General features: G+C 64.0%; 12 protein-coding genes. 4 read left to right on the top strand and 8 right to left on the bottom strand.

Annotated elements, in window-relative coordinates; translation table 11 throughout:
• Positions 1-12: 12 nt before the first annotated feature.
• Complete coding sequence (locus tag N2605_RS13175; RefSeq protein ID WP_036001569.1) at positions 13-1,668, top strand: TRAP transporter large permease; 1,656 nt, start codon at positions 13-15, stop codon at positions 1,666-1,668.
• A 269-nt stretch (positions 1,669-1,937) separates the two neighbouring features.
• On the top strand, positions 1,938-3,227 hold the full coding sequence (locus N2605_RS13170; protein ID WP_260346886.1) for a M20/M25/M40 family metallo-hydrolase: 1,290 nt from the start codon (positions 1,938-1,940) through the stop codon (positions 3,225-3,227).
• A gap of 90 nt (positions 3,228-3,317) precedes the next feature.
• Here N2605_RS13170 and N2605_RS13165 read toward each other — a convergent pair whose 3' ends face one another.
• From N2605_RS13165 to N2605_RS13150, 4 genes are all read right to left on the bottom strand, one after another.
• Positions 3,318-3,614 (bottom strand): type II toxin-antitoxin system RelE/ParE family toxin, encoded by a 297-nt coding sequence (locus N2605_RS13165; protein ID WP_036034500.1) that lies wholly within the window; start codon positions 3,612-3,614, stop codon positions 3,318-3,320.
• The gene (locus tag N2605_RS13160) at positions 3,604-3,879 is read right to left on the bottom strand and encodes a ribbon-helix-helix domain-containing protein (protein ID WP_036022224.1); all 276 of its coding nucleotides are present in this window, start codon (positions 3,877-3,879) and stop codon (positions 3,604-3,606) included. Before N2605_RS13160 ends, N2605_RS13165 begins: the two co-directional genes overlap by 11 nt.
• Positions 3,880-3,976: 97 nt before the next feature.
• Positions 3,977-5,350 (bottom strand): sensor histidine kinase, encoded by a 1,374-nt coding sequence (locus tag N2605_RS13155; protein WP_425248846.1) that lies wholly within the window; start codon positions 5,348-5,350, stop codon positions 3,977-3,979.
• 1 nt (position 5,351) lies between these two features.
• The gene (locus tag N2605_RS13150) at positions 5,352-6,026 is read right to left on the bottom strand and encodes a response regulator (RefSeq protein WP_036034504.1); all 675 of its coding nucleotides are present in this window, start codon (positions 6,024-6,026) and stop codon (positions 5,352-5,354) included.
• Between the two features lie 251 nt (positions 6,027-6,277).
• Here N2605_RS13150 and N2605_RS13145 point away from each other — a divergent pair, with 251 nt between their 5' ends.
• Entirely contained in the window at positions 6,278-6,487 is a 210-nt protein-coding gene (locus N2605_RS13145) for a hypothetical protein (RefSeq protein ID WP_036001583.1), read from the top strand.
• A gap of 438 nt (positions 6,488-6,925) precedes the next feature.
• Here the strand turns inward: N2605_RS13145 and N2605_RS13140 are convergent, their stop codons facing one another.
• The 4 genes from N2605_RS13140 to N2605_RS13125 all read right to left on the bottom strand — a co-directional run bounded on the left by N2605_RS13140 (position 6,926) and on the right by N2605_RS13125 (position 11,104).
• Positions 6,926-8,014: a TRAP transporter substrate-binding protein gene (locus tag N2605_RS13140; RefSeq protein WP_225146538.1), complete on the bottom strand. Its 1,089-nt coding sequence runs from the start codon at positions 8,012-8,014 to the stop codon at positions 6,926-6,928.
• A gap of 166 nt (positions 8,015-8,180) precedes the next feature.
• Positions 8,181-9,269, bottom strand: a complete 1,089-nt coding sequence (locus N2605_RS13135; protein ID WP_057028813.1) for a TRAP transporter substrate-binding protein — start codon at positions 9,267-9,269, stop codon at positions 8,181-8,183.
• 207 nt (positions 9,270-9,476) lie between these two features.
• Entirely contained in the window at positions 9,477-10,613 is a 1,137-nt protein-coding gene (locus N2605_RS13130; RefSeq protein ID WP_036022219.1) for an Mrp/NBP35 family ATP-binding protein, read from the bottom strand.
• Positions 10,614-10,666: 53 nt separating this feature from the next.
• Positions 10,667-11,104, bottom strand: a complete 438-nt coding sequence (locus tag N2605_RS13125) for a VOC family protein (protein WP_036001594.1) — start codon at positions 11,102-11,104, stop codon at positions 10,667-10,669.
• A 182-nt stretch (positions 11,105-11,286) separates the two neighbouring features.
• On the opposite strand from N2605_RS13125, the gene N2605_RS13120 reads away from it, so the two are divergent.
• Positions 11,287-12,159, top strand: a complete 873-nt coding sequence (locus N2605_RS13120) for an NAD(P)-dependent oxidoreductase (protein ID WP_036001597.1) — start codon at positions 11,287-11,289, stop codon at positions 12,157-12,159.
• Positions 12,160-12,240 lie beyond the last annotated feature (81 nt).

Raw genomic sequence — 12,240 nt, 5'->3', positions numbered from 1 at the left:
TAGGGGGAATCCATGACCGCATTCATCATCGCCAATATGGCGCCCATCATGTTCGTATCGCTGGTCGTCATGCTGCTGCTCGGCTATCCGGCGGCATTCTCGCTCGGCGCCGTCGGCCTGTTCTTCGCCATCATCGGCGTCGAGCTCGGCCAGTTTCACCCCGACTTCCTCCAGGCCTTGCCGGAGCGCGTCTATGGCGTGATGAACAACGACACGCTGCTCGCGATCCCCTTCTTCACCTTCATGGGATTGGTGCTGGAGCGGTCGGGCATGGCCGAGGACCTGCTCGACACGATCGGCCAGCTGTTCGGCACGATCCGCGGCGGCCTCGCCTATGCCGTGATCTTCGTCGGCGCGCTGCTCGCTGCGACCACCGGCGTGGTCGCGGCGTCCGTGATCTCGATGGGCCTGATCTCGCTGCCGATCATGCTGCGCTATGGCTATGATCGCCGCGTGGCCGCCGGCGTCATCGCCGCCTCCGGCACGCTCGCGCAAATCATTCCGCCCTCCCTCGTCCTGATCGTGATGGCCGACCAGCTCGGCAAGTCCGTCGGCGACATGTACGAAGGCGCCTTCATCCCGGGCCTCGTGCTTGCCGCCCTCTACGCCGGATACGCTTTCCTCGTCAGCATGATCTGGCCGAAGGCGACGCCCGGCCTGCCGAAGGACGCCATCGGCTTCCGCGAAGAGAACGGCGATCGCGGCCTTGTATCGCTCGGTGTGCTGTTCCTCGCGAGCTGCGCATTCGGATGGCTCATGATGCGCAATTCCAGCACTCGTGGCGCCGATTACGTGGTGCTCAGCATGTTCTACGGCATCATCTTCGCATTCGCCGTCGCCGTGCTGAACTGGGTGGTGGATAAGCTGACCGGATTCCGTTTCCTCTCGAAGATGGCGCAGCAGACCACCTTCGTGATGGTGCCGCCGCTGTTCCTGATCTTCCTGGTGCTGGGCACGATCTTCATCGGCATCGCCACGCCGACCGAAGGCGGTGCGATGGGTGCCGCCGGCGCCCTCATTCTCGGTGCCGTGAAGCGGCGGCTGAGCTGGGACCTGATCCGGCAGGCCACGGAATCGACCGCCAAGCTGTCGGCCTTCGTCGTGTTCATCCTGGTCGGCGCCCGCATCTTTTCGCTCACCTTTTACGGGGTCAACGGTCACGTCTGGGTCGAGCACCTGCTCACATCGCTGCCGGGCGGCCAGATCGGCTTCCTGATCTTCGTCAACGCGCTCGTATTCGTACTGGCCTTCTTCCTCGACTTCTTCGAGCTGGCCTTCATCGTGATCCCGCTACTGGGACCGGCCGCCGAGAAGCTCGGCATCGACCTGATCTGGTTCGGCGTCATTCTCGGCGTCAATATGCAGACCTCGTTCATGCACCCGCCGTTCGGATTCGCGCTGTTCTATCTCCGGTCCGTCGCGCCGAAGGAGCGATACACCGATCGGGTCACTGGCAAGCGGATGGACCCCGTCACCACCGGCCAGATCTATTGGGGTGCGGTGCCCTTCGTCGTCATCCAGATCATCATGGTCGGCCTCGTGATCGCGTTCCCGTCGATGGTGATGCACTACAAGGGCGTGCAGACGAACATCGATCCCAGCACGATCAAGATCGAGGTGCCGCAGATCGAGCTGCCTCCGCTGGATCTCGGCCCTCCGCAGAAGTAGTGCGACAACTGGTTCTAGGCGCGAGCGCCCACACCCTCTTCCCTTCTCCCCTTGTGGGAGAAGGTGGCGCGAACGCAGTTCGCGCCGGATGAGGGGTTTCTCTCCGCGCATTTTACTCGCCGTCGGACTCGCGGAGACAACCCCTCACCCGGCTTCGCTATCGCGAAGCCGCCCTCTCCCACCAGGGGAGAGGGTGCAGCACGGCCGCGTGACAAGCGCCGCGAACACAGGCATATCGGCTCCTTCTTCAACCGAAGGACTGTCCGCTCATGCCCCGATCGCACCCCGCTTCCACGTTCTTTGGAACGTTGATCGCCTCACTCTGGCTGGCATCTGCCGCAACGCTGGTGCACGCCGAGCCGGTCGCCAACGTCCATGCGCTGGCGCAGAAGGAACAGCAGCCGCTGCTCGACACGCTGCGCGATCTCGTCAACATCGAATCCGGCAGCAAGGACATCGAAGGCCTGAACCAGATCGCCGAGCGCATTGCCGGTCAGCTCAAGCAACTCGGCGGCACGGTGGAGATCCTGCAGCCGACTGACATCTATCGCCTCGACGACACCCCCGAAAAGATCGGGCCGGCCGTGCACGCCGTGTTCAAGGGCACGGGGTCCAAGAAGATCATGCTGATTGCCCACATGGACACGGTGTACCTGAAGGGCATGCTGAAGGACCAACCGTTCCGCATCGACGGCGACAAGGCGTACGGGCTCGGCATTGCCGACGACAAGCAGGGCATCGCGCTCATTCTCCATACCGTGGCATTGCTGCAGAAGCTGAACTTCAGGGATTACGGCACGCTCACGGTGCTCACGAACGGCGACGAGGAGATCTCCTCGCCCGGCTGGCGCAGCACCATCACCAAGCTCGCCTCGGATCAGGACGTGGTGTTCTCGTTCGAAGGCGGCGGCACCGACGGCACGCTGCGCCTCGCCACCAGCGGCATCGGCTCGGCCTATCTTACCGTGCATGGCAAGTCGTCACATGCCGGCGCACGGCCCGAAGGCGGCGTGAATGCGCTGTACGAGCTCTCGCACCAGGTGCTGCAGATGAAGGACTTGTCCAAGCCCGAGCAGGGCCTGAAGCTGAATTGGACGGTGTCCAAGTCCGGAACCAACCGCAATGTGATCCCTGCCGAGGCGACGGCCCAGGCCGACGCGCGCGCCCTCAAGGTGTCCGACTTCGACGAGTTGCAGAAGGCGCTGCAGGACAAGATCAAGAATCGCGTGCTGCCCGATTCCAGAGTCGAGCTGAAGTTCGAGGTGCGGCGCCCGCCGCTCGAACCCAGTGAGGCCTCGCGCCGGGTGGCGGCCTATGGCAAGACGATCTATGGGGAGATCGGACTATCCCTCAAGGTCGACGAGAAGGCCATCGGCGGCGGCACCGACGCGGCTTTCGCCGCGCTGCAATCCAAAGGAGCCGTGGTGGAAGGCATGGGCCTGTCGGCCTTCGGCGCGCACTCCAACGATGCCGAATATGTGCAGGTGGGCAGCATCGTGCCGCGGCTGTATCTGACGACACGCATGATCATGGACCTGTCCACCGGCAAGCTGAAATAGCGGCTCGGTCGCCGCGTTTCACTTTCAGGCTTGCCGCCCTCCACGGCGAACGAGACCGAGCGAAGCTGTTTCGTCAGGAACAGGAAGCGTTCAGAGATCGTCTTCGAAATGACGTCCGGCATATGCGATTGTGACGATCTCGACCTCTGTCTTCAGGACACGGAACGCGATCGTCACGCGCCGCTCGAATCCGACGGTACGCAGACCTGGAAGAAGATCGTCGCGACTGGTCCCACGTTTGGGAAAGGTGGCGAGAGCCATGCATGCCTTCTCGATACGGTCGATATAGCCGCCTGCAATTCGGTAGCCGGCTCGTTCTGCGATGTACTCGTAAAGGCCGACCAGATCGGCCTCCGCCTCCGGTCGGAATACGACCTTAAGTGCCACGCTTGGCTGCCTTCACGTTTCTGGCGTGACGAGTCCGCAGGCGCTTGAAAACGTCGCTCGCAGCAACGCTTGGGCGAGGATCCTGGACCGAAGCTTGGACCTTGGCGGCCAGATATTCGTCAAGCGCGGCATCCTGACGATCGAGGGCGCGGAGGGCCGAGCGCATGACTTCGCTGGCAGAGGCATATTCGCCTGACTTCAGGCGGGCTTCCAGGCTCGCGCGCTGCGGGCCAAGAGTCACGGTGATCGGCTTGCTGGTCCGCATGTGGTTCCCCTTCAGTGCTCTACAACGCAAGATATGACAGTGTCATACATACCTCAAGCGCCATCCGGGCCTCCCTGCTCCGCGCACGAGGTGCATGTCATTGCCGGGCCAATTCCTCTCCCATCGTGACCTTGTCCGCCAGCCGAAACCGCAGCGTGAACTCCGCACCGCCGCCGGGGAGGTTCTGCACCGCGACCGTGGCGGCGTGATCGTCCGCTACGGCGCGCACGATCGAGAGTCCCAGCCCCGCACCGTCGCTGCGCCGGCGGTCGGCGCGCCAGAAGCGCTGGAAGATCAGCTCGCGCTCAGCCTCCGCGATCCCCGGGCCGGAATCGCGCACCCGCACCGAACCGTCCTCCCCTACCTCGACCTCGACGGTGGTGCCCTCCGCCGTGAACTTGATGGCGTTTTCGGCAAGATTGAACACCGCGCGCTGCAGCATCTCCGAATTGCCGTGGATCAGGACCGGTGCGTCGGTGCCCTTCAGCGCGATGTCCTTGCGTTGCGCGATCGCGAACGGGGCGATCGAGCCGACCACCTCGGTACAGACGGCGCGCAAATCCGCGGCCTCGCGGGGATCGAGCACCAGGGTGTCGAGCTCGGCGATCTCAAGCAGCTGGGCGACGATCCGGCTCATGGCCTCGATGTCGGCATGCAGCGCCTGCCGTTCGGCGCCGTCGCCGAGCGTCTCGATCCGCGTGCGCAGGATCGCCAGCGGCGTGCGCAATTGATGCGCGGCATCCGCCGTGAACTGCCGCTGCACGCGAAAGCCGGCCTCGAGGCGGTCGAGCGCCTGGTTCACGGCGGTGACCAGCGGCACGATCTCGCGCGGAATCTGCTCGGTCGGCAGGCGAATGTCGGTGCGTGCAGGGCCGATGTTGCTGGCCTCCTGGGAGGCCTTCCACAACGGCGCGATCGCGCGGCGGAAGATGATGATGTCGATGGCAAGCAGGACCAGGAGGATCGGGACGGTGATCCACCCGACCCGCCGAAAAAAGTTCGAGACGATATCGTCGATGATGACGTCCCGGTGGGCCAGATCCTCGGCAACCTGGATGCGCACCGTCTTGCCGGCAACGTCTCGCGTGACGCTGGCGCCGGAGACGGTGTCGGAGAAACGGGAGGGCGCCGTTGCGGCGGAACGCCGGTGCGAGGAGAACAGCAACCTTCCGTCGGCATCGCGAATGTCGAACTGGTAGCGGCCGTAGGCGTCCGAATAAAGCCCCTTGAGGCTGTCGGGCAGGTTGAAGGTCAACGTGCCGTCCGGCTGCGCGACGATGCGCTCCGCCAGCACCTCGGCCTGCGCGCGCATGGCATCGCGATGCAACTGGTCGATCTCGGAGTTGAGCAGCCAGAACAACACCAGCGGCAGGAAGATCGCGACCATCGCGACCGCGACGATGTGCAGAAACACGATGCGCGAGATCAGCGATTTGAAGGTCAGCGATCCGGCACGGCCCGCGGCGGGCACGCTATTTCTCCTCGGTCATGAGATAGCCGACGCCACGGATCGTATGGATCACGACCTTGGCGCCGTGCTCGGTCAGCTGCTTGCGCAACCGCGACACGTAGACCTCGACCGCGTTGGAGGCGACCTCGCCGTCGAGGCCGAAGATGTGGTCCTCGACGTTCTTCTTCGGTACCACCCGCCCCTGCCGGCGCAGCAGGATCTCGAGCACCGAGGTCTCGCGCGCGGAGATGATCCGCGGCTGGTCGTCGACGAAGATCTGCCGGCTCTCGGTGTCATAGACGAGGTTGGCGAGAGTGAGCGAGCGGCCGAGCAACTGGCCGGGGCGGCGCAGGATGGCCTCCAGCCGCGCCACCAGCTCCTCCATCGCAAACGGTTTTGCCAGATAATCATCGGCGCCGCTGCGCAGGCCCGTGACACGGTCCTGCAAGCCGCCGCGCGCAGTCAGCACCAGAACCGGCAGCGGCTCCATCTGGTGACGCAACTCGCGCAGCACCGACAGGCCGTCGGCATCAGGCAGACCGAGGTCGAGGATCATCGCAGCATAGCTGACGCTGTTCACCGCCTCGCGCGCCTCGGCCGCGCTGCCCACGATGTCGCTCTCATAGCCGGCTGCGGCCAGCCCACCGGCCACGAGCCGCGACAGCTCGGCATTGTCCTCGACGATCAGAAGCCGCATCGCATATCCGCTGGACGTTCCTGATACCGCACCGCTCGCGCCGCATCTGCGCTCTTTTCCAGCATTCGGGGCGCCGCGGCCAGCGAAAAAGCGCCGAATAGCTCTCCTTGTCAGGTCGGTGTAAGCCAGCGCTGCGCATGAACCCGGTCATCGACCACATGATCATCGCCGGCCGAAGATTGACCCACGGAACATTCGTTTTGGCGTGTCGTTAAATCCAAGCGCTCAGGATGAGCGCCTGGAGGAGCCCGATGTCGTATTTTCCATCTGGCGAAGACCAAGCCTTCCGCATTTGCAAGGTGCTCGCCGACGTCTTCTGCGCGATCCTGCTCGGCACCTTTTCGATCGTGTTCTTCGGCTGGATCGGCGGAATTGTCGCCTTCGTCATTCTCGAAGCTGCCCTGCTCGGGCTCGACTGGCTCATGCCAAGCGCAAGAGACGCAGCAGGCGTCGTTCGCTAGCCGCGCTTCCGATGCTCGGCAGCCGACCGATGGTCCGCCTCTGGCGGCAAATAAGCTCGGCTGCTACGACTCAGCTTGCCCCAACGCGCGGACCTTTCCATTACGACGCGCGCCGGCACTAACGGAAAAGGACACCGACCAGGCCTTGCGCAGCGCTCTTTGAATTTCATCGGGATCGAAGCGCATCGGGGGCATCGTTCAGCGCCACGATTTCGGATCGGGCGATGATGCATGTCTACCACTGTTTTGCCCGACGGGTCAAAAATTTCGGTAATTTCGCAATCGCTCGTGGTAACGAAGTCAAGTCATTGATATCGCTGCCCCTGTCTACTGTGCATGGGGTTGTTTTCGATGTTTTGGTTGGACACCCTCCCAACAGCAGCGACAACGCCCCGGAGTCTTTCGCTCCGGGGCGTGCCGCATTCGATCGGGACGCGATCAGCTCTGCGAGCGCCGCGCCATGAAGATGTCGTAGCCGACCTCGGCCACCTGGAACCAGGAATAGCCGTCGCTCGTGAACTTGGCGAGCGAGTCGTTCACCTTCTTGAAGTTCGGATTGGTCGCAGCGACTTCGGCGTGCAGCTCCTTGGCCGCCTTGTAGCAGGCATCCATGATCGCGGGCGAGAAGGCGTGCAGCTTGGTGCCGCCCGCGAGCAGCTTCCTCAGCGCCAGCGGATTGGCGTTGTCGTAGCGCGCCATCATGTAATTGTTGGCGTAGTGGCCGGCCTGCTCCAGCACGCTCTGGTAATATTTCGGCAGCGCGTTCCACTTGTCGAGGTTGACGAAGGCCATCAGCATCGGTCCGCCTTCCCACCAGCCGGGATAATAATAGTGCGGCGCGATCTTGTAGAAGCCGAGCTTCTCGTCGTCATAGGGCCCGACCCATTCGGCGGCGTCGATCGTGCCCTTCTCCAGCGCCGGATAGATATCGCCGCCGGCGAGCTGCTGCGGCACCACGCCGAGCTTCTGGAGCACGCGGCCGGTGAAGCCGCCGATGCGGAACTTCATGCCCTTGAGATCGTCGGGCGTGTTGACCTCTTTCCTGAACCAGCCGCCCATCTGGCAGCCGGTATTGCCCGCGAGCAGCGAGATGACGTTGTAGCCCTTGTAGAACTCGTTGAGCACATCGCGGCCGCCGCCGAGCATGTACCAGGCCTGATTGATGCGCATGTTGGGACCGAACGGCACGGCCGATCCGAAGGTGAAGGTCGGGTCCTTGCCGAAATAATAATAGGACGCGGTGTGGCCGATCTCGCAGGTGCCGTTCTGCACGGCGTCGAGCACCTGCAGGCCCGGCACGATTTCGCCGGCCGCGAAGATCTGAATCTGGAATTTGTTGTCGGTCGCCTCGGCAACCATCTTGCACATCATCTCGGCGCCGCCAAACAGCGTGTCGAGCGATTTCGGCCAGCTCGTCGGCATGCGCCATTTGATTTCCGGCATCGACTGCGCGATCGCGGGAGCCGCGAGCGTGGCGGCGCCGGCCGCACCAAGTCCTGTGACCTTGATGAAGTCTCTTCTCTTCATGATTTCCTACCCTGATGGATCTGATTGTGGAGCCTTCTTTGCGAGGCTTGCCGACAGAATGGAGCATCACGGGACCGAATGCCATCCCGATCGCACTGCGGCAAAGAAAAAGCCCGGCCTCGCGAGCGAGGCCGGGCTTTTCCGGTCTTACTACTTAAGCAATAAATCAGCCGCGAGTGCGCGAGCGGATCATGAAGCTGTCGTAGGTATATTCGGCAACCTGCCACCACAGATATTCGTCGGAGCGGTAGGCCTGCATGGCGTCGATGGCCTTCTTGAAGTCGGCGTTCTTGCCGGAGACCTCGGCCCACAGCTCGTTGGTCGCCTTGAGGCAGGCTTCCAGCACCTCGTTGGTGAACGGACGCAGCTGGGTGCCGCCGGCGACCAGGCGCTTCAGCGCCGCCGGGTTCTGCATGTCGTAGCGCGCAGCCATCCAGCTGTTGGCGTTCGCCGTCGCGTTCGTGAGGATCGCCTGGTAGCTCTTCGGCAGCGCATTGAACTTTTCCAGGTTGGCGAAGGCGTGGACGGTCGGACCGCCCTCCCAGAAGCCGGGGTAGTAGTAGTACTTGGCGACCTTGGCGAAGCCGAGCTTCTCGTCATCGTAGGGGCCGACCCACTCGGCGGCGTCGATCGTGCCCTTCTCCAGCGCGGGATAAATGTCGCCGCCGGCGAGCTGCTGCGGCACCACGCCGACCTTCTGCAGCACCTGGCCGGCAATGCCGCCGATGCGCATCTTGAGGCCGGAGAGGTCGGCAACGGTCTTGATCTCCTTGCGGAACCAGCCGCCCATCTGGGTACCGGTGTTGCCGCATGGGAAGCCGATCACGTTCGACTTCTTGAAGAACTCGTTGGCGAGCTCGTTGCCGCCGCCCTGATAGAGCCACGAATTCTGCTGACGCGCGTTGAGGCCGAACGGCACCGAGGCGAAGATCGCGAAGGTGGGGTCCTTGCCGACGTAATAGTACGAGACGGTGTGGCACATATCGACCGTGCCGTTCGAGGTCGCATCGAGCGCCTGGAGGCCGGGGACGATTTCGCCGGCGGCGAACACCTGAATCTGGAACTTGTTGTCAGTCATCTCGGCGACGTACTTCGCCACCTGCTCGGCGCCGCCATAGATGGTGTCGAGCGACTTCGGGAAGCTCGAAGTCAGGCGCCACTTCACCTCGGGCGAGGACTGTGCGATCGCCGGCGAGGCCACCGCGGTCGCCGCCGCGCCTGCTGCCGACACTTTGAGAAAATCACGACGCTTCATCTTCAGGTCTCTCCTTGCTGGGGCGTTTCCCCTTGACTTCTCTTCTTGCCGCCGCTCGTTCCGGCGACGCGTTGAGGTCGCGTCGAACCGAAGGGGCTTGACTGCGGGGGGCCTTTAACACGGCCAGCCCGGTTTCGGAACGCGACAATGACATGACGGGGCTCTACGAAAGTCGCATGCCCCGGAGCCTGCCGCGGTGCCCCCCATTCAGGCCGCGGCGATGACACCCTTGAGCTGGTCCCGGACCTGGCCGGCAATGGCGCGGTAGATCGCCGCATGAGGGCCGTCCGGCTCGCTGTCGACCACGGGATTGCCGGCGTCCGAGGTGGCGCGAATCGCCATGTGCAGGGGGATCTCGCCCAGGAATGGGACGCCGAGCTTCTCGGCCTCGTGCCGCGCCCCGCCATGGCCGAAAATATCCGACTTGGTGCCGCAATGCGGACATTGGAAGTAGCTCATATTCTCGACGATGCCGAGCACGGGCACGTTGACCTTCTTGAACATGGCAAGCCCCCGCCGTGCATCGATCAGGGACAGGTCCTGCGGGGTCGAGACGATCACGGCGCCCTTGAGCGGCACGTTCTGCGCCAGCGTGAGCTGGGCATCGCCGGTGCCCGGCGGCATGTCGACGACCAGCACGTCGAGCTTGCCCCATTCGACGTCGCGCAGCATCTGCGTCACCGCCGACATCACCATCGGGCCGCGCCAGATCATGGCGGTCTCCTCCTCGACCAAGAAGCCGATCGACATGATGGCGAGCCCGAAGCGCCGAAGCGGAATCATCTTGCGCTCGTCGTTCAGCTCCGGCTTGTCGCGCAGGCCCGTCAGGCGCGGCACCGAGGGGCCGTAGATATCGGCGTCGAGCAGCCCGACCTTGAGGCCGAGGTCGCGCAGGCCGAGCGCCAGATTGAGCGCCGTGGTCGACTTTCCGACGCCGCCCTTGCCGGAGGCGACCGCGATTACGGCGGCAACGCCGGGAATTTCCGATTGCCGCGCCATCGGCGACCCCCCGCCCTGGGGCGGCTTGTGGGCATGGGCCGGCTGCACGCCGGGCGCGCCGCGGCTCGGCTGCGGGGGTGGCAGCGGCGCGGAGCCCGGCTTGCGCTCGGCGGTCAGCGCCACCATGACGGTGGTGACACCGGGAATGCTGCGCACGGCGGCTTCCGCTTCGGCCCGGACGGATTCCCAGGCTCTTGCCTCGGCGGCGTCGACATTGATCGAGAAGAATACCTTGCCGTCGGAGGCGCTGATCGCGCTCAGCACATTGGCATGGGGAAGCGCGACCCCGCGGGGCGACTGGACCCTGGCGAGGCTATCGAGAACCTGTTGCTGCGTCACGCTCAAAGCGCATCTCCTGCAGTTGAGGATGCCCCATTAGAGCGGAAACGCCCAAAAGGCTACTGTCTGCCGATATCGTCCGCCTTTTCGGCCGGCGCCGCCCCCTGCTCCAGGGCGGCCTCGTAGTTCAGCTCGATCATGACCCCGTTGGGGTCGTGGACGAAGATCTGCCAGAGATCGCCACCGGGCACCTGGCGGGCCTCGAACTTGATCTTCTTTGACGCCAGCCGCTGTTTCATACCGTCAAAGCCGCGACTGGCGAAGGCGACATGGTGGACAACGCCGGAATCCGGCTTTTGTGGCTCGTCGGTCGGGGAAATGTCGACGAGGTGAACCACCGGCCTGCCCTCGCTGTACATCCAGGCGCCCGGGAAGGCGAAGTTCGGCCGCGCGCCTTTTTCCAGGCCCAGCACGTCTTCGTAGAAGCGGACGGTCTCGGCCAGATTCCGGGTCCGGATGTTGAAATGATCGAGGACGCCTACGCTCACGCCGCCCATGCTCTCGCTCCCTTGTTTTGAAATCCTTGGGTCGCCACCCTAGCACGGCAGGCCGCCAAACGAAGCCGTTGCCCTCTGGCCTCAAGGGTTTATGGTGCGCCTCCGGTCCGCCCTCACCGCGGAACCCAGGCATCCCTCGCTTGGCAAGAACCGTAAACCCGAACTACGGACAAGGTACCACTATGGCTAAAGTCGCTTTCCTCGGTCTTGGCGTGATGGGCTTCCCCATGGCCGGACACCTCGTGAAAAAAGGGGGCCATGAGGTCACCGTCTACAACCGCACCGCGGCGAAGGCGAAGGAATGGGCGGACAAGTTCGGCGGCAAGACCGCACCGACCCCGAAGGCCGCCGCCGAGGGTCAGGATTTCGTGATGTGCTGCGTCGGCAACGACAACGATCTGCGCGCGGTCACGATCGGCCCCGACGGCGCCTTCGCCGGCATGAAGAAGGGTGCGACCTTCGTCGACCACACCACTGCCTCCGCCGAGGTCGCCCGTGAGCTCGACGCAGCCGCGACCAAGGCCGGCTTCAAATTCGTCGACGCCCCCGTCTCCGGCGGCCAGGCCGGCGCCGAGAACGGCGTGCTGACGGTGATGTGCGGCGGCGCGCAGGACGCCTATTCCGGCGCCGAGCCGATCATCACGGGCGCCTATGCGCGGATGTGCAAGCTGCTCGGGCCCGCCGGAAGCGGCCAGCTGACCAAGATGGTCAACCAGATCTGCATCGCCGGTCTGGTGCAGGGCCTCTCCGAGGGCATCCATTTCGCCAAGAAGAGCGGCCTCGACGTCGCCGCTGTGATCGAGACCATCTCGAAAGGGGCCGCCCAGTCCTGGCAAATGGAGAACCGCTACAAGACCATGAACGAGGACAAGTACGATTTCGGCTTCGCGGTCGAATGGATGCGCAAGGACCTCTCGATCGCGCTGGCCGAAGCCCGCCGCAACGGCGCCAATCTGCCGGTGACCGCGCTCGTCGATCAGTTTTATTCCGAGGTCGAGAAGATGGGCGGCAAGCGCTGGGATACGTCGAGCCTGCTCGCACGCCTGCAACGCTGACGCTCTGTTGCGACCTGGTTCGGCGTAGCCGGCTTTGAACGTCGTCGCGACATCCGTCGCGACGGCGTTCCGTAAAGCGCG

The sequence above is a fragment of the Bradyrhizobium yuanmingense genome (assembly GCF_025200905.1).
Lineage (GTDB): Bacteria > Pseudomonadota > Alphaproteobacteria > Rhizobiales > Xanthobacteraceae > Bradyrhizobium > Bradyrhizobium yuanmingense.
This window is presented reverse-complemented; position numbering and strand designations above follow the sequence as displayed.

What these genes read in the sequence shown, in the direction of transcription:
- N2605_RS13175 (WP_036001569.1), top strand. Translation starts at nt 13, where the DNA reads ATGACCGCATTCATCATCGCCAATATGGCGCCCATCATGTTCGTATCG.
- N2605_RS13170 (WP_260346886.1), top strand. Translation starts at nt 1,938, where the DNA reads ATGCCCCGATCGCACCCCGCTTCCACGTTCTTTGGAACGTTGATCGCC.
- N2605_RS13160 (WP_036022224.1), bottom strand. Translation starts at nt 3,879, where the DNA reads ATGCGGACCAGCAAGCCGATCACCGTGACTCTTGGCCCGCAGCGCGCG.
- N2605_RS13150 (WP_036034504.1), bottom strand. Translation starts at nt 6,026, where the DNA reads ATGCGGCTTCTGATCGTCGAGGACAATGCCGAGCTGTCGCGGCTCGTG.
- N2605_RS13145 (WP_036001583.1), top strand. Translation starts at nt 6,278, where the DNA reads ATGTCGTATTTTCCATCTGGCGAAGACCAAGCCTTCCGCATTTGCAAG.
- N2605_RS13140 (WP_225146538.1), bottom strand. Translation starts at nt 8,014, where the DNA reads ATGAAGAGAAGAGACTTCATCAAGGTCACAGGACTTGGTGCGGCCGGC.
- N2605_RS13135 (WP_057028813.1), bottom strand. Translation starts at nt 9,269, where the DNA reads ATGAAGCGTCGTGATTTTCTCAAAGTGTCGGCAGCAGGCGCGGCGGCG.
- N2605_RS13125 (WP_036001594.1), bottom strand. Translation starts at nt 11,104, where the DNA reads ATGGGCGGCGTGAGCGTAGGCGTCCTCGATCATTTCAACATCCGGACC.
- N2605_RS13120 (WP_036001597.1), top strand. Translation starts at nt 11,287, where the DNA reads ATGGCTAAAGTCGCTTTCCTCGGTCTTGGCGTGATGGGCTTCCCCATG.